Source organism: Adlercreutzia sp. ZJ141, assembly GCF_011038965.1.
Classification (GTDB): domain Bacteria; phylum Actinomycetota; class Coriobacteriia; order Coriobacteriales; family Eggerthellaceae; genus ZJ141.
On the sequence record NZ_JAAKEB010000013.1, the window covers coordinates 1 to 16,806 of the forward strand.

15 protein-coding genes and 1 tRNA gene are annotated in these 16,806 nt (G+C 54.3%); 2 read left to right on the top strand and 14 right to left on the bottom strand.

Translation table 11 applies throughout. The features are described 5' to 3' along the window. Nucleotides 1-554 precede the first annotated feature (554 nt). A complete protein-coding gene (locus G7Y44_RS07305) occupies nt 555-1,481 on the bottom strand; it encodes a zinc ribbon domain-containing protein (RefSeq protein WP_165248702.1) in 927 nt (308 codons plus the stop codon). A 393-nt stretch (nt 1,482-1,874) separates the two neighbouring features. On the opposite strand from G7Y44_RS07305, the gene G7Y44_RS07310 reads away from it, so the two are divergent. Beyond that, complete coding sequence (locus G7Y44_RS07310; protein ID WP_165248704.1) at nt 1,875-3,071, top strand: ATP-binding protein; 1,197 nt, start codon at nt 1,875-1,877, stop codon at nt 3,069-3,071. Between the two features lie 110 nt (nt 3,072-3,181). Here G7Y44_RS07310 and G7Y44_RS07315 read toward each other — a convergent pair whose 3' ends face one another. The 9 genes from G7Y44_RS07315 to purE form a co-directional block, all read right to left on the bottom strand. Beyond that, nucleotides 3,182-4,486, bottom strand: a complete 1,305-nt coding sequence (locus tag G7Y44_RS07315) for an ATP-binding protein (RefSeq protein ID WP_165248706.1) — start codon at nt 4,484-4,486, stop codon at nt 3,182-3,184. A gap of 256 nt (nt 4,487-4,742) precedes the next feature. Further along, nucleotides 4,743-5,360: a TlpA family protein disulfide reductase gene (locus G7Y44_RS07320; RefSeq protein WP_165043006.1), complete on the bottom strand. Its 618-nt coding sequence runs from the start codon at nt 5,358-5,360 to the stop codon at nt 4,743-4,745. Between the two features lie 8 nt (nt 5,361-5,368). Further along, nucleotides 5,369-6,136 (bottom strand): cytochrome c biogenesis CcdA family protein, encoded by a 768-nt coding sequence (locus G7Y44_RS07325; protein ID WP_165248708.1) that lies wholly within the window; start codon nt 6,134-6,136, stop codon nt 5,369-5,371. Nucleotides 6,137-6,439: 303 nt separating this feature from the next. Next, nucleotides 6,440-8,014, bottom strand: a complete 1,575-nt coding sequence (locus G7Y44_RS07330; protein WP_165248710.1) for a sodium:solute symporter family protein — start codon at nt 8,012-8,014, stop codon at nt 6,440-6,442. Between the two features lie 96 nt (nt 8,015-8,110). Then, a complete protein-coding gene (locus G7Y44_RS07335; protein WP_165248712.1) occupies nt 8,111-8,464 on the bottom strand; it encodes a hypothetical protein in 354 nt (117 codons plus the stop codon). A 347-nt stretch (nt 8,465-8,811) separates the two neighbouring features. Further along, nucleotides 8,812-10,047, bottom strand: a complete 1,236-nt coding sequence (locus tag G7Y44_RS07340; RefSeq protein ID WP_165248714.1) for a phenylacetate--CoA ligase family protein — start codon at nt 10,045-10,047, stop codon at nt 8,812-8,814. A 240-nt stretch (nt 10,048-10,287) separates the two neighbouring features. After that, nucleotides 10,288-10,947, bottom strand: a complete 660-nt coding sequence (locus tag G7Y44_RS07345) for an indolepyruvate oxidoreductase subunit beta (RefSeq protein WP_165042996.1) — start codon at nt 10,945-10,947, stop codon at nt 10,288-10,290. Continuing rightward, complete coding sequence (gene iorA, locus G7Y44_RS07350; RefSeq protein WP_165248717.1) at nt 10,944-12,887, bottom strand: indolepyruvate ferredoxin oxidoreductase subunit alpha; 1,944 nt, start codon at nt 12,885-12,887, stop codon at nt 10,944-10,946. Before iorA ends, G7Y44_RS07345 begins: the two co-directional genes overlap by 4 nt. 25 nt (nt 12,888-12,912) lie before the next feature. Next, nucleotides 12,913-13,383 (bottom strand): 5-(carboxyamino)imidazole ribonucleotide mutase, encoded by a 471-nt coding sequence (purE, locus tag G7Y44_RS07355; RefSeq protein WP_165248719.1) that lies wholly within the window; start codon nt 13,381-13,383, stop codon nt 12,913-12,915. A 164-nt stretch (nt 13,384-13,547) separates the two neighbouring features. Between purE and G7Y44_RS07360 the strand changes: the two genes are divergently transcribed. Beyond that, a tRNA-Phe gene (locus G7Y44_RS07360) sits at nt 13,548-13,623 on the top strand. Between the two features lie 260 nt (nt 13,624-13,883). Here G7Y44_RS07360 and G7Y44_RS07365 read toward each other — a convergent pair. The 4 genes from G7Y44_RS07365 to G7Y44_RS07380 all read right to left on the bottom strand — a co-directional run bounded on the left by G7Y44_RS07365 (nt 13,884) and on the right by G7Y44_RS07380 (nt 16,764). Further along, entirely contained in the window at nt 13,884-14,540 is a 657-nt protein-coding gene (locus tag G7Y44_RS07365; RefSeq protein WP_165248721.1) for an HAD family hydrolase, read from the bottom strand. 45 nt (nt 14,541-14,585) lie between these two features. After that, nucleotides 14,586-15,065 (bottom strand): 23S rRNA (pseudouridine(1915)-N(3))-methyltransferase RlmH, encoded by a 480-nt coding sequence (locus G7Y44_RS07370; RefSeq protein WP_165042988.1) that lies wholly within the window; start codon nt 15,063-15,065, stop codon nt 14,586-14,588. 18 nt (nt 15,066-15,083) lie between these two features. Continuing rightward, nucleotides 15,084-15,605 (bottom strand): shikimate kinase, encoded by a 522-nt coding sequence (locus tag G7Y44_RS07375; RefSeq protein WP_165248723.1) that lies wholly within the window; start codon nt 15,603-15,605, stop codon nt 15,084-15,086. Between the two features lie 247 nt (nt 15,606-15,852). Then, nucleotides 15,853-16,764, bottom strand: a complete 912-nt coding sequence (locus G7Y44_RS07380; protein WP_165248725.1) for a DMT family transporter — start codon at nt 16,762-16,764, stop codon at nt 15,853-15,855. Between the last annotated feature and the right edge of the window lie 42 nt (nt 16,765-16,806).

The window sequence follows — 16,806 nt, forward strand, 5'->3', positions numbered from 1 at the left end:
TGCGATCTGGACCATCGCAGGCCCATCATAGGACAGGAAAGCCTTTTTCTGATTCTCATGTCAGCGGTACGGTTTAACCGTCTACCGCACCACAGGCATAGCCTGTGGGTTTCTCACATGGCGCTAAAGCCATTGATTGATCCTTACTGAATTACTCCTTCATAAGCATTTCTCCCTCGATGTTTCCAGTAGGAACAATTGACTGTGCTTGCTGTAATGGATGTATAGCTAGACGGCATTATCTGACCGTTTTGCGACGCCCCACACTCAGGACAGATTAAACTCCTTAATAATACTAACCATATGCAATGCAATAGATTATCTGTAACACACCAGCAGAAGGTGACCACAGTGCTTCCAAAGCAATAGCAATAGACGTCTGAAATATCCCTTTTTGATTTGCATTAGCTTCTGTGCTCTCAGCAAGCTTTGAATTGGGAAATCCGACTCATTTTTCGCTATACCACCAGATAGATCTCATTGTTACCAACCAAAAGCATCTTTCTTTCTCTCGTATAATCAATCAATAACAAAGCAGCTCACTACTCAAAGCTTTATGCGTCACGCCGTTCCGCTCTATCTATCTGTTCTAGCACTAACTTCTGTTTCTGTTCCCAATACTCAGCCTTTTCCTGGGAAAGCTCTTTGTCGAAAGTTAGTGTATATGCCTTATTGCGAGCAGCTTCATACTCTCCATTCACCATATCGTCCTCGATTTCATAAAGAACTCTTTCTAGATGGTTTTCTGCCATATTGATGTCATACTGTTCGCCTTGAACCACTCTTGCAACACCATCGATAATCAAAATTACTGCCAGAATTCCGCAAACGACTCCCATTGTTGCTAGGATGCTCAACCAGGACTTCCGTTTTTCTTTCCTTATTTTCTTTTCCGATTCCTCTACAAGTCGTTTTATGGCAGCGTTCTCAGTGCTACCTTCTCCAATTATTCTTGATTTTTCATAAGACTGTCTCAGTGACGATACCCACGCTTCCGAAATGCTACTCTCTCCATATTTGGCATAGTCCGCATAATCGATATTCGAAGCCGCAAGAACTGCGAAATCTAACAGCGCTTCTTTTGTATTAGGAATCCCAAAGCTTCGAATGAGATTGATTTTCCGCAAATCAGTCTCTTCGAGCTGCGTGCCAAGCCTTCGCCCCTTCTTTTTCCGAGGCCTAAGACTCTCTATACGATCAAGCTGAGCAGCGAGTTCACTAACGGTGCTTTTGGAAACACCTCTTACTTCATACCCACATAGATCACAGTGTGTTTGATAGGAGTCTATCCTTCCACCGCAATTTGGGCATTTATACACAGTTCCATAAAACTCTTCCCTGCGTACGCTTTCACTATTACCTATTGTCTGCGCTGAATTCGGTGGAGTTAAAACGTCTTGCACCTTTATCCTCACTCCGCACTTATAGCAAAAGACAGCATTCTCATTTAGAGATGTTCCGCATTGCGAGCAAAACGCCATTATTAAACCCCTTCCGGCGACTCAAACACCAGTCATTATAAGCTGCAAGACAGTGTTTTTTTGCTGAAAAGGGTGACCCGTTCTCATTCATTCCGAAAACTTGGTGTCTCTCGCGATGCTTGATACTCTCAGAACGCATCTTCAAGAAAAGTGACAAAATGCCCTGACCCCAATGTCCCTTCCGTCCCTTATTTTCGAGTTTGACTAACTTCGGAAGATTTATCGGAAATTTTCCGCAATAACTTCCTAAATTGTTCATTTTTTTCTGAATTGGAAGAATGCCGGATAGTGTGTCGAATGAGCATCGAATCGTTCAAAAGTGTCTCTTGATTTTACGCAGTATATTGAGTAAATTTACTCAATAGCGTTCGAAGCTAAAGGAGACGAACCACAATGTTCCAGCGCAAGATCGTTGCAACCATCGCAGCAAGAATGCAAGAGGACGACAATCCCCTCTTGCAGGTAGTGGCAGGCCCCCGCCAAACCGGCAAATCAACCGCAATCGCTCAAGCGCTTGACCAGGTCGAAAAGCCATTCCTTTCGGCAAGCGCTGATGACATATTCGCTCCCAACATAGATTGGTTACGTACGGAGTGGCAACAGGCACGCAATCTGCAGCGCAACTCGGAAAAGCCAACAATCCTCGTACTCGACGAGGTACAGAAGGTGGCCGGCTGGCCTAACGTAGTGAAGGGGCTCTGGGATGCCGACCGACGCGAGCAGCGACCCCTGAAGGTCGTTCTGTCCGGCTCGTCGAGCCTGCTTCTACGCAAAGGTTTGGAAGACTCGCTTAAAGGACGCTTTGAGGTGCTACGATCCACCCATTGGAGCCTGGCAGAATGCCGGGAGGCGTTCGGCTTCACACTCGACGATTTTCTGTTCTTCGGGGGCTTCCCAGGCGCCGCACGACTGGCCGGCGACGAGAGACGCTGGCGCGCCTACATGCGCGACTCGATTATCGAGCCGACTATATCAAACGACGTGCTAGAGCAGGAGGATGTGCGTAAACCAGCACTCATGCGGGCACTCTTTGAACTGGGTGCACGCTTCTCTGCTCAGGAACTCTCTTACACCAAGATGCTCGGACAGCTTCAGGATGCTGGAAACACAACAACGCTGGCGCATTACCTCACCCTGCTCGACAAAGCGGGTGTCTTGTGCGGCCTGGAGAAATACGACCCGAAGGCAATCAAGCGCAAAAAGTCTTCACCACGGTTCATGGTCTACAACACGGCGCTTATGACTGCGGCGTCCGGACGCGCTAAGGAGTTGTTGCTCAGCGATCCTGAACTGCGCGGCCACCTTGTGGAAAGCGCCATAGGAGCTCACTTGCTCGCTTTAGGATCCGACCTTGGCTTTAACGTGCATTGGTGGCGCGAGGGCAACAGTGAAGTTGATTTTGTACTTGAAGGCGAAAACAAACTTGCAGCGATCGAAGTGAAGAGCGGTCGAACGAAATCCCAGGGCGGCATGGCAGCGTTCCTGCGTACATGCCCCGAAGCAACGCGCATCGTAGTCGGCGGCAGTACTGCAGGCGCAGTCTCGATCGAAGACTTCCTCCTTGGTGACGTAGCCCTTCCCTGGTTGTGACAATAGTGACAATAGGGTCAGGTCATTCTGTCACATGCGCACGGATTTACCATCCACCCAGAATGGATCTGCGCACGCAGACCACCGCTTTCGACTTAAGGAAGCACTGATTAAAGATACATCACCATATAGACGGGCAGATAGAGTATCTTTTCCGCCAACGAGACGTTGCCTTCGCACAGCACCACGGCTTTTTCGATTCGGTAGTTCTGGGAGGACAGCACCTTGGTCAAGGCGCTATGCCGCTTGTAGCTCTTCCCGCTCTTTACCTCTATGGGAAGAACCTGTCCGTTCCCTGTCTCTATCACGAAATCGAGTTCGCCTATGCTCTTATTGCGGAAGAACCGCAGTTTATACCCATGGCACTTCAGCTCTTGGGCAACAGCGTTCTCGTATATGGAACCGTAGTTCACCCCCAGCTCGTCGCTGAGAATGCTCTTCGCCACGTCCACCTCGCTCATTGCGCACAGCAGCCCCACGTCGTTGGCGAACAGCTTGAAGAAGCTCCTTTGCTCGGACATCTTGAGTGGATGCCTCGGCTCGGTGACGTTGATGACAGGCAACGCCACACCCGCATCCGCCAACCAAACGAACTCCTCGCTGTACCGCTCGTACGTTCCTTTGGGTGCCAAGCTTGCGAAGCTGAAACGCTTCGACTGCGAATCAAGCTGGGCGGGCAGCTGGTCGTACACGTCTTTGACGACAAGTTTGCTTGTTTCGGCATACTTCGAAATATCCGCACGATACAGGATAACGATATCGTTTTGGATGCGCTTGACCTCGGCCACGTTGCCGGATCGCGCGAACTCGTCAACTGCCGCCGGCATACCGCCCACCAACAGATACTGGTGAAACAGCGAAAGCAGGCGTTCGTGGATGGGCCCGATAACCGAAGTTGACGACTCGAAGCAGCCCCTTACATAGGAGAGGGCTTCGTCACCTACGTCCAGCGCCCAGCAGAATTCCTCGAAATCGAGCGGGAACATCTCTATCGTCCGCAGGTAGCCAACGGGCTGGGATCTTATATCCTGCAGCTCAATGCCAAGAAGGGATCCCGACAGAATGAAGTCGTAACCTTCCCTTTGGACGAGGTACTTTATGTAGGTGATCGCCTCCTTGCACTCCTGCACTTCATCTATAAACACGCACGTATCGCCAGCGATGAACCGGGAACCACCGAACGCGGACAGAACCATGAACAACTCGTCGGCGTTGCGGCACCCTTCCATGGCAGAAAGGAGATCGGGCTGCTCGATGAGATCGAAGCGCACGTAATGCTCGTAGTTGCGGGAAGCAAATTCGTCAACAATGTAGGACTTCCCCACCTGCCTTGCGCCTGTCACCAGCAACGCACGGCTCGCGCGCGAGCTCTTCCACTCTTCCAGCTGCCGCGTGATCTTCCTCTTGAGAGACATAGGCTTTCCTTCTGTAGGATTTTTCCAACCTGATAATCTACGAAAACAGGGATCTTTCCAACCATTCTATCGTCCGTTGGGATTTTTCCAACCTGATAATCTACGAAAACAGGGATCTTTCCAACAAGCACGGCAAGTCGCTCCATCACGCAATGTAATGAGCGCGTCAGAAAGCCGCAAGCAGGGTGGCGGGAGACTAGATTGTACGGCTTGCATGTGACAGAATGACCTGACCCTATTGTCATTCGCTCCGCATCTACAGCAAGTTATCGAGCGCGGTGGCGAGCGCCTCTTCTTCGACAACGCCGGAAACGTAGCCGATAACGTTACCTTCGGGGCTCACGACAACCGTTGTGGGAAAACCTCGCACTGCGTATGCCGACAACGCCTGACCGTCGGTGTCGAAATAAAACGGCATGGTAAATCCACCGTCGGCGATGTAGGCATCGGCAGCTTCACGCGTCTCGCGCGATTCATCGGTGGCGTTAATCATCATGAACTGCACCCGATCGCCGTACGTTTCCCACATGGACTGCATCATGGGCATTTCTTCCTTGCAGTACGTGCACCAGCTAGTCCAGAAGTTGATAACCACCGGCTTGCCCTCAAACGACGACAGCGACACTTGCTGACCATTTTGGTCTTCCACGGTAAAATCGGGAGCCTCAATCGGCTCGTTATCTTTCGCATCCGCTGCCCCATCTTGCCCGTTTTCCGTTCCCTCCGACTGCCCGGCGCCCTGCGCACTTTCCGCACCAGAAGTCAGCGATGCATCCTTCGATCCAGCTAACGCACCGTATGCAACCGCTGCAACAGCCACCACCGCAACCAATGCGACCGCAATGATGATCAGAGTTTTCTTTCCGTTCTGCATAAAGCCTCCTAAAAGCTCAATAGCGAGAGCGCCCTCCCCATAAGCCCTGTTGCCATAAGGACGCCAACCACCACCAACAGCCCGCCGCACACCAGGTTAACAACGCGATAATGCCGTTTGATAACGTTGAACGCTGATTCCAGCTGCTTGACCAGCACCGCGCTGAGCACAAAGGGAATACCCAACCCCAGCGAATAGCACACGAGCATGGTAATGCCAACGAGCATAGAACCTTGCTGAGCGGCCAACAGCAGGGCCGAACCTAAAAATGCACCCACGCACGGCGTCCAGCCGGCAGCGAACACTAACCCAAACAACGCCGACGAGAAAAAACCCACCGGACGCACCGATGAATCCGCCTTGATGGTTTTATTCAGCAACCCAATGTTCAACACGCCCATGAAGTTTAGTCCGAACACGACAACAATCAGGCCACACACGATATTGAACGCTGTTTGGTACGTTGTAAGAAACGCGCCGACCGTACCTGCAAAGGCGCCGAGTATCACGAACACGATGGTGAAACCAAGTACGAACCCGAGCGCATTCACCAGCGTTTTCGAAAGCAGCCCGGCCGATTCGGTTGTGGTGCTCGCTTCGGCAAAACCGTTTGCGGACGCGTCACCACTTGTGGCAACCTCGCCATCCGCACCGGCCGTTGCAATGCCCGTACCAGCATCGCCGGCGAAATACGCCAAGTAAATGGGGATCATGGGCAGAATGCACGGCGATACGAACGTAATGATGCCTTCGAGAAACGAAACAAGGTATTCCACATGCGCCTCCTTCAACAACGTAACCCGGCACTTACGCACCCGCACGATACGCGAGTCTGTTTCACGTGAAGCGTACCATGCATGCAATCACACGCAATGTAAAACTCCGTAACAACTCGGTGATCTTCCTACCGGCATTTCTCACCCCGCAAAAGAGGGAGCAAAGCCGAAGTTCTGCCCCCTCTTGAGGAAACGCTGATTCAAGCCATCTTGTCATGCGTTTCCCGAACACACGCGTTGTTGCCACGTGAGTTCACGCACGCAATTGCGGCGCGAACTGTTTGTCGTTATGTCGTTACCTTGTTACGCCGTAGCACCTTCCTGCGCTGCATCAGCCTCGTGCTCGCTCTCGAGTTCTTTGGCATACTCGCGGTCGATCGCGCCCTCAACCGACGGCGGGTTCACGTCGAACGGCACGCTCTTCGTGAACAGGCTCACCACCGGCACAATGATAAGCGACAACACCATGGCAATTGCACCACAGTTGATAGGACTTGCGATAAGCGGCGTACCCATGAAACCGAGTAGCATGTTGCCCGTGGTCAGGCTAACGCCCACAATGAAACTCACCCACACAGCTGCCTTCGACACCTTGCCGGAGTACAAACCCCACAAGAAGGGCCCCAAGAACGCGCCGGCCAGCGCGCCCCAAGAAATACCCATGAGCTGGGCGATAAAGGTGATCGACGAATGATATTGCACTAGCGCGATAGCAGCCGACACGGCAACAAACACCAGCAGCAGCACACGCATGTAGCGAATTTTCTTCTTCTCTTCCATGCCTTTCACAATGTTGCCCTGAATGAGGTCGAGCGTGAGCGTAGATGAACTGGTGAGCACCAGCGAACTCAATGTTGACATCGAAGCCGACAGTACCAGCACGATAACCAGGCCGATCAGTAAGTCGGGCAGCGTCGACAGCATGGTAGGAACAATGGAGTCATACACCGGCGCTCCGTTGGGCCCCATTTCAACCTGGCTGCCATACAAACGACCAAAGCCACCTAAGAAGTACGAACCACCCGCAACCACAAACGCGAACAACGTGGAAATAATAGCGCCTTGTTTTACCGCAGGGCCGCTTTTAATAGCGTAGAACTTCTGCACCATCTGCGGCAAGCCCCACGTACCCAGCGACGTAAGGATAACCACGCCCAGCAAGTTCAGCGGATCTGGCCCGAACATGCTAATGAACGCGCCTTGCATTTCGGTTCCCTCGGCGGGAATTTGCGAGAGCGTGGTAAGTGCGCCCATGAAGCCGCCGTTGTCGCCGATAACCACCGCAATAACACCGCTGATGCCCAGCAACATAACAATACCTTGCAGAAAGTCGTTCATAACCGTTGCCATGTAGCCGCCAACCACCACATACACGCAGGTGATCAGCGCCATGCCGATAACGCACCATTCATACGGCAAGCCAAACGCCATACCGAACAGACGCGACAGGCCATTGTAGACGCTGGCGGTGTATGGAATCAGGAACACGAAGATGATAGCCGCCGCGGCAATGCGCAAACCCTTACTGTCATAGCGCTTACCGAAAAACTCCGGCATGGTGGTTGCCCCCAGGCGGTGCGTCATCTCGCGCGTACGCGGGCCAAGCACCCACCAAGCAAGCAAGCTACCTAAAATGGCGTTGCCAATGCCTGCCCACGTGGCGGCGATGCCGTACTTCCACCCAAACTGACCGGCATAACCAATAAACACCACGGCGCTGAAGTAGCTCGTGCCGTAGGCAAACGCGCTCATCCACGGGCCAACGTTGCGCCCTCCCAAAACGAACCCATCAACATTAGTGGTCGATTGGCGACAGTAAATACCCACGCCAACTGCAACGCCCACGAAAATGAGCACCATGCATATCTTTGCAATCATGTCGTTTTTTCCTTTCCTTACAAGAACTCAGTTACGCATCGGAGGCGCACACGGCCTTTGCAGGGCAAAAAAAATAGCACCGGCAAAACCCGTGTGCTAACAATATCGGTAGATCAAATTTGGGGAATTCACGCGCGCACGCACGGATTGCTGAGCCTCGTGCTGACTCATCACGGCGCAAGCGTTCTCAACGGACTTCTGAGCTACATGCTGCGACATGATGGCGCACGCCACGTCGTCGCTCGTACACTTCTGGGCGACGTGCTGGCTCATCACCGCATTGGCGGTGTCGAGGGAACACTTCTGAGCGACATGCTGCGACATAATGGCGCACGCAACATCACCTTGCAGGCACGCGGCGGCACGCGCAATCGAAGACGCGCCGTGCGCGATTCGTGCGATTCGTGCGGTTGCCCATGCGGATGCGGTATGTTTCCAAGCGAATGCCATGCGCACCACTTTATCACAGCAAAGCGATTGCGCAAAGGCTTTTTTGCTGCGTTCGAGCTGTGTCTGCCGTGTCTGCCTGCTGTGCCGTACCGAGTTCAAGAGTCCAAAGCCACGCTGTGTCTGAGCTGTACCCGCCGCACCAAACCGTGCTACCATGACGTTTAAGAAAACACTGATTAATTCCACCAGTCCCGCGCTTGCCAAACACACCGCAAGAAACCCCTTCCGAAAGCTCTTTTTCGGAAGGGGTTTCTTCAGTACTCAGACCAATACCACTGTCAGGGCTCGACACCACTGAGACCGGCGTTACCAGTGACGTCGTCCAAATTCAGCGACCAACACCTGCGTTAATAGCGGCTGTCGAAAATGCGTTTGGTCTTTTTCTCGGAACGAGGCAACTCGCCCATAGGCACGCCCTTGGCGTCGGGCGTGCAGCCCAACTTCGCCTTGAAGATCATAGCCAGCTCTTCCTCGCAGCGTGTCTTTTCGTCACCTTCAAGCGGCGTTTCGAACAGCACCGTAAGAACATCCTTGCCGCTGATGTTTTCGATCATCACCTGATACTCAGAGCTCGCACCATTCGTTACCTGAATGACCTCTTCCACCTGAGCCGGGAACATGTTGCACCCCTTCACCTTGAACATGTCATCGGTGCGTCCCGTAAGCGTTGCGATGCGCGGATGCTTGCTGCCGCACGCGCAGTCACCGGGAATGATGCGCGTTAAGTCGTGCGTACGATAGCGGATGAGCGGCGCGCCTTCCTTCTGCAGCGTAGTGAGCACCAGCTCGCCTTCTTCCCCATCGGGAAGCGGCGCACCCGTTGCCGGGTCGACTACCTCGATGTACACATAATCGCTCCAGATGTGCATGCCAGCATGCTCGTCGCAACTGATGCCGATGCCCGGACCATAGATTTCCGTCAGGCCATAAATGTCGTAAATCTGAATGCCCAGCTCGTTTTGGATGCGGTTGCGCATCTTCTCGCCCCAGCGCTCCGATCCGATAACGCCCTTGCGCAGCTTCAGCTTGTCGCGCAAACCGCGTGCCTGAATTTCCTCGGCCAGCAGCAATGCATACGAGCTGGTGGCACCGATAACGGTCGAACCCAAGTCTTGCATCATCTTCAGCTGCTTTTCGGTGTTACCGGGCCCCATGGGAATAGCCATAGCTCCCAGACGCTCGGCGCCCAGTTGGAAACCGATGCCTGCCGTCCACAGACCGTAACCCGGCGTAATTTGGATGCGGTCGCGATTAGTGATGCCTGCCATTTCGTAGCACCGCGCGAACTGAATGGCCCAATCGTCCACGTCTTTTTGGGTGTAGGGAATGATAACCGGCGTACCCGTGGTGCCCGATGAACTGTGAATGCGAACTACATCTTCGTCTGGCACCGCTTGAAGTCCCAGTGGATACGCGGCGCGCAGATCGTCTTTTTCGGAGAAGGGCAGGCGCTCGAAATCCTCTTGCGATTGGATGTCGGTAAGATCGATGCCTTCGAATTTCTTCGCGTAGAAAGCACTTCGCTCTTTTAAGGTGGCAAATTGCTTCTTTAGCAGGGCAAACTGCTCGGTGGTTAACTGCATGGGAACCTCTTTCTCGATCTATGCTGCACGAAGATGCGCTGTTTTGCAGAATTGCGACAATGCGCAGGGTTACGATGCCGCGCAACGTTGCGCACGGAGTTTCGAAATACGACGCTTCAAGCCCACGACCCGCCAGCAACGCCAGCGGGTTCGCCCGAACTTGAAGCTAAAGCCATCGACCAGCCAACGCGGTGCGCGCGGCTATAAAAAGAGAGATGTTCGAACAAGAATCCATGTGCACTATTGTAGGCTAAAGTACTGCTGTTGCAAGCGGCTTTTCACGATAAACCACGGGCACTCTGTGGTGTGTTTCTCCACAACGGTGTCTACTGCGCGTAAGTTCATGTCCACAAATTTCGGTTTCACGCACAAAGAGATGGCGCTTTTCAGCTCGTCAATGGTAATAGGCACGCGACCTTCCGTAATGGCGCAAGCCAAAAGCACCATGTTGAGCACTTTGCTACTGCCGATTTCATGAATAAACTCCGCTTCATGAACAATCGAGAGCGCTTGATCGGCGATCATTGCACGATCAATACCGACAAGCACATCATTTGCCCGATACGGTTCCTTCGACAACGCAGCGGTCACCGGCTGAATGGCAGTGACGGCGGTCACCAGCAAACCGTCGGTTGCCAGATACGGCAGCACGCGTGCCGCCTCTCCCGGTTCGAACGCGATAATCAGATCAGCGGTTCCCGGAAAGATCAGCGGCGCGTGCACCATTTCGCCATCGTTTCCCATGCGTACGTGCGACACCACGCTGCCGCCTCGTTGTGCCATGCCGATGGTTTCCGCCGTGCGCACATGCCAGCCCTTGCTCTGCGCCGCCTGAGCCAACACTTTTGCCGCTAGCACCGTGCCCTGGCCGCCCACACCTGTCAACAGTATGTTGATCATCGGGTTCCTCCTTCTGCTGGCGCAATCGCATCGAACGGGCACACTTGCACGCACAACCCGCAACCGTCGCACAGCGTTTCGTTCACAAGCGCCTGACCTCGATCTTTGCTTCGTGCGCCTGTCGCATCAAAGTCAAAGCCAATGGCGGGACAACCGATCTCGGTAATGCACTTTTTGCAGCCCGTGCACGCTTCTGTATTAATGTGTACCGCCGGATCGGGCTTTTTCAGCTGAATGCACGGCGAACGGAAGATGATGGCGGACGGCCCTTCGAAATCGATCGCCTCGCGCGCCGCCGCTTCCGCTTCCGCAAGATTTAACGGATCGGCGAATGTGATGCATTCCACACCTATGGCACGCAGCACGCCTTCGATGCTTACCGGCTTGCGCTTGTGGCCCATGAGCGTGACGCCCGTGCCAGGGTGCGGCTGCGAGCCGGTCATGGCAGTGGTTGCGTTATCCAGCACCGTAACCGTGATGTCGTGCCCGTTATACACTGCATTCACAATGCCGGTTAGACCGCTCGCGAAGAAGGTAGAGTCACCCACAAACGCCACATGCTTCTTATGCGGCTCTGCCACAGCGAAGCCTTGCGCCATAGTAATGCCCGCACCCATGCACAAACACGTGTCCACCGCGTCGAGTGGCTTGGCATTGCCCAGCGTGTAACAACCAATGTCACCGCACAGTACCGCATCGCGCTTGCCAAGCGCACGCTTCACCGCGTAGAAGCTGCCGCGATGTGGGCATCCCGCACAGAGCACTGGTGGGCGCACGGGCAGCGCGTCGGGATAGCGGGTAAGGGCAGATTTGTAGGTAAACTTCTTGACCAGCGACTCGAAAAAGCAATCCTCTTTGTCGAAGAAGTGCGCCAATCGCATGATAATGTCCTCGGTGGAATTCTCGCCGCGGTCGCTCGCATCGCCCGTGAGTTTGCCACGTACCTCAACCGACAAATGACGCGTGCCTGCAAGCTTTAGCAGCTCGTCTTCAAGCACATAATCGAGCTCTTCGAACACAATTATTTCGCTGAGTCCTTCAGCGAAGCGCGCAGCAGCATCTGTAGGGAACGGGTAGGGCGTGCCTACTTGCATGAAACGATACGCCGGCAACGTCTCACCCATTTCTCTGGCAAGACGATCCAACAGCGAAAGCGCTTCGCGTGCATATGCAGCAGACACACCGCCCGCAACCACGCCAAACCGTGGACGTTCGGACGTGTTGCCGTCTTCTGTCACAGGGTTGAACTGCACAAACGACAGATCTTCGCTGAAGTCGCGCGCTATGTCGCGCATACGCTGATTGATTTCACCATGCGCTTCGAAACTGCGTCGCGGGAAAATGACCCAGCGCGGGTCTTTCTCAAAACCTCCTTCAGGCACGTCAAGTGCTTGGGTTTCCGCCGGTACGTCGAAGAACGTGGATGCATGGCAGATACGCGTGGTGGGGCGCACAATCACCGGCGTGCCGTAGCGCTCCGACAGCTCAAACGCCGCACGCATCATAGCAGCGCCTTCTTCGGGTGTGGAAGGATCGAGCACCGGCACCTTCGCGAATGAGGCAAAGCGACGCGTGTCTTGCTCGGTCTGCGACGAAATAGGACCAGGATCATCCGCCACAAACAGCACTGTTCCACCGCGCACGCCCACGTAATTCAGCGACATCAGCGCATCGCTCGCTACGTTGAGCCCCACCTGCTTGCAGGTGAACAGCACACGAGCACCGCAGTACGCTGCGCCCGCAACAAGTTCCAGCGCCGCTTTCTCGTTGGTGGACCACTCTACGTGCACGCCATGCGCCACACCTGCGTCATGCAGCTTCGCCACCGTTTCGATGAGTTCAGACGACGGCGTACCCGGGTATCCTGCCACCACGCGCACACCCGCTTCCAGCGCCGCCCACGCGAACGCCTCGTTACCCATCAGCAGTTTCTTCGCCATACGTTCCTCTTCCGTCGGCAAAACCTTACGCTTGCGCCATGGCCGCCTTGTAATCGATAATTTTCTGACGCGCTCCCTCGCAACCGGTTCCCATAATTTGAACCGCCAAAATGGCTGCATTCTTTGCGCCGTTGATGGCAACACACGCCACCGGCACACCACTTGGCATCTGCACCATAGACAGCAGCGAGTCAAGCCCGCCCAAATCAGACGTTTTCATGGGCACCGCAATAACCGGGCACGGCGTGTACGCAGCAACAACGCCGCCCAAGTGCGCGGCCTTTCCCGCAGCGGCAATGATCACGCGAATGCCGCGCTCGTGTGCCGTGCTGGCCCACTCGTGAACCTCAGCGGGCTTGCGATGGGCGCTAGCCACCTTCACCTCGTAAGGCACACCGAAATCATCGAGCTGTTTCATGCACGCTTCCATGACCGGCATGTCAGATTCAGACCCCATGATGATGCCAATATGCGGATTATTTCCAGAACACGACATGTTTTCTCCTATCCTCAAAACGCAATAGTCTAAATTCTATCAACTCAGACCAGTAACGAAGTTCGAGTCTGTGTTGCAGAACGAAAAATTCGGTCATTCTCCCACTTGACCCAAGAGCAAAACATAGGTAGACTATCTACTCGCGTTCGAATCGATCGCAATTTGGTCGGGTAGCTCAGTTGGTAGAGCAGCGGACTGAAAATCCGCGTGCCGAGGGTTCAAGTCCCCCTCCGACCACCATAAACCGCACGGCTCCCAACACTGGGAGCCGTTTCATTATTGGGGATAGTCCTGGGACTTGAACCCTGCGAAGGCGAAACCGTCCAGCGGACGGTTTCGGCGCGAGCACCGCGTAAGCGGGGCGCAGCGAAGCGGTTTCGCAAAGCGTAAACGCCAAGTCCCCCTCCGACCACCATAAACAGCACGACCCCCAGCAATGGGGTCGTTTCATTGTTGGGGAGAGTCCTGGGACTTGAACCCTGCGCCTTATGCGCTCGCCGTTAGTACGTCGTCAGTACATCGGCGGGCACTTCAATGATTATGTTGGCACCTGCCTTTTGCAGCACCTCTGTTGGCTGATAGCCCCATGCAACGCCGATGCTGAACGTGTTGGCGCGGCGCGCCACCTCCATGTCACCCGCGGAGTCGCCCACGTACGCCGCGCGACTGGGTGCCACCCCAAGCTCCTGTAGCGTGCGCAAAAGACCTGCGGGGTCAGGCTTGCGAGGAAACTCGTCGCATTCGCCATGTACAACATCGAACACACCCGGGAAATGCTCGGCGATAACCGATTGCGTGGCCGCGTCGAACTTGTTTGACAGCACCGCCAACTTCGCGCCGCGGCTTTTCAGCTGATGGAGCATTTCGGGCATGCCCGCATAGGGAAGTGTGAGCCGATGTCCCAGCGTGGCGTAACTCGCCTTCCACCGGTCGAGCGCCGCCTGCGTGTCGGCTATGCTGGTGTTCGGCGGAACCGCCTGTTTTATCAAAGTGAACGCTCCGTTACCCACGTAGCTTAAGATTTCTTCGCGCGTGTGCTCAGGATACCCGCATTCGCGCAGCACTGTATTCGTCAGAACCACCAGGTCAGGGATCGTGTCGAGCAAAGTGCCATCCAAGTCGAACACGTATGCATCAAATGGGAGTTTTTCGTCCATCTATTCCTCGCCTTTCTGCGGTTTTGCGGCTTTTGCAGCGCTTGCCTACTTATGATACGGCTCCCCGCGCGAGATACGCTGCGCACGGTACAGTTGCTCGAGCAACACCACGCGAGCAAGATTGTGCGGCAGCGTGATGGGTCCAAACGATAGCGTTTCGTGCGCCCGGGCTCGTACTGCATCGCTCACGCCATCAGACCCGCCAATGACGAAGGCCACGTCGCTCGTTCCGCCCAGCGCCAGCGCATCAAGTCTGCGGGAAAAGTCGACGCTACCGCGCTGCGTGCCCTCTATCGCCAACAGCACCACTCTTGTTTGCGCAGGCAGCGCGCCAAGTGTAGCAAGAATAGCTTCGCCTTCGCGGTTGCGCGCATCATCCACGCCTCCAGCTCGCGCCGGATCAACATCAGCAACTTCGCGCACGACCGTTTTCCCATAGGGCTGCAAGCGCTTCACGTACTCGTCACACGCTTCTTTCCAGAAACGCTCTTTCAACTTGCCAACAGCAACGATGGTAAATCTCATGACTGAAAACGAAATGCGCTACGCGTGAAACTTTTCGAGAGCAGACGCAACCTTGCGCGCGGCTTCCGTGATGGTTAGACCGTTCACGTCAACCGTCACTTCAGCGTACTGCTCGTACAAGGGCCTGCGCTCATCGAACAGCTCGCGCAGACTCATGCCCATGCCGCCTTTCAGTACCACGCCGCGCTCTTGCAAGTCGCCCAAACGACGCGTCAGTTCGTCGTAGGTGATTTGCAAGTACACGATAACGCCTTCAGAAGCCAGATGCTTCATAGCAGCGTGCGAGTACACAGCGCTGCCACCCGTAGCTATAACGGTGTCTTCCATGTCGATAACCGACAAAACCTGATTCTCAACCTCAATAAACCCATCGGGGCCACATGCATCAATGATCTTCTGCAGTGTTCTGTCGCATTGCTTTTGAATGAGCAGGTCGCCATCGACGAACTCCATGTTCAGCATCTTCGCCAGAACCACGCCCAACGTCGACTTGCCGGCTCCCGGCATACCAATGAGAACGATGTTGCTCTTTTCCGCCATGAAAACACTCCCTTTCACCAGCCTGCGCGTCCCGGAAAACACTGACCACGTTGCCACATCGCAGCTGCCCCACGCCTGAGTCTTTTACTAATCGGAGCCATTATAAAAGATGACCGCTTGGCCGCAAGTCCCGAACCAGCAGGCATGCAATAAGACACGACAAAACGACGAAATGAGACAAACCCGTGAGAGAAAACTTCTATGAATTTCCAGGTCAATCAGGTGGTTTATCGAGTGCTGCAGATTCTCACGATTGCGATTCCAGTTCATTCGGCGCACAGGAGCGCTTCTTTAACGGAAACGTTTCGCTGATAACGATGGCGGCAAAGATAAGGGCAAAACCCGCGATCAAACGAGGAGTCATCTGCTCGCCATACAACAGCACACTGAAAACCACACCGAATACGCTTTCCAAGCTGAGAAGCAGCGATGCCTGCGCCGGCGGAACATGAGCCAACGCAATGTTTTGAAATAGCAGCGCCAAACACGACGCGCATATTACCAAATACAACATGGTGGTCACTAAATCGGCATTTACTGCCGAAGCAGGGGGCAGTGTTTCTGTGCAGGCCCCCACCGCCAAACCACATACGCCACCAACCAGAAATTGATACACAGTAAGTGCCAGCACGTTTAACCCTGCGTCAGAGAACTTCGAAACACACACGATATGGAATGCGAAGAAGAACGCACATACAAGCGTCATCAGGTCGCCAAACTCTATGGTCAGCTCGGATAGCGAGCCGGTCAGCGACACCAAACCCAAGCCAGCAACGGCAAGCACAGCCGCAACCAGGTTAAATACCGTCGGACGTTTCTTTGCCACAAGCCACCAGGCAAACGGCACGATAACGCAGTACACGCCCGTGATGAACGCGTTCTTCCCCGGCGTCGTATACGCGAGCCCGATCGTTTGCACCCAGAAGGCCAGAAAGTTCAAAACGCCCACAATCAAACCCGCTACAAGATGCCGACGATCGAGTGACTGGCGCACGTGTTTCCACAAAATCGCAAGCAAGATCAGGCCAGCAAACGAAAACCGAATGCCGATCAGGTATGCCGGCTGAAGCACGTTCACGGCGTCTTTCATGAACACGAAGGACAGGCCCCACATGATGGTGGCTGCCACAATGAGCAACTTGTACCAGACGTTTGACATCCCGCTTAACGTATTCCTTCCCTTGTTCTGCTTGCTTGTCGT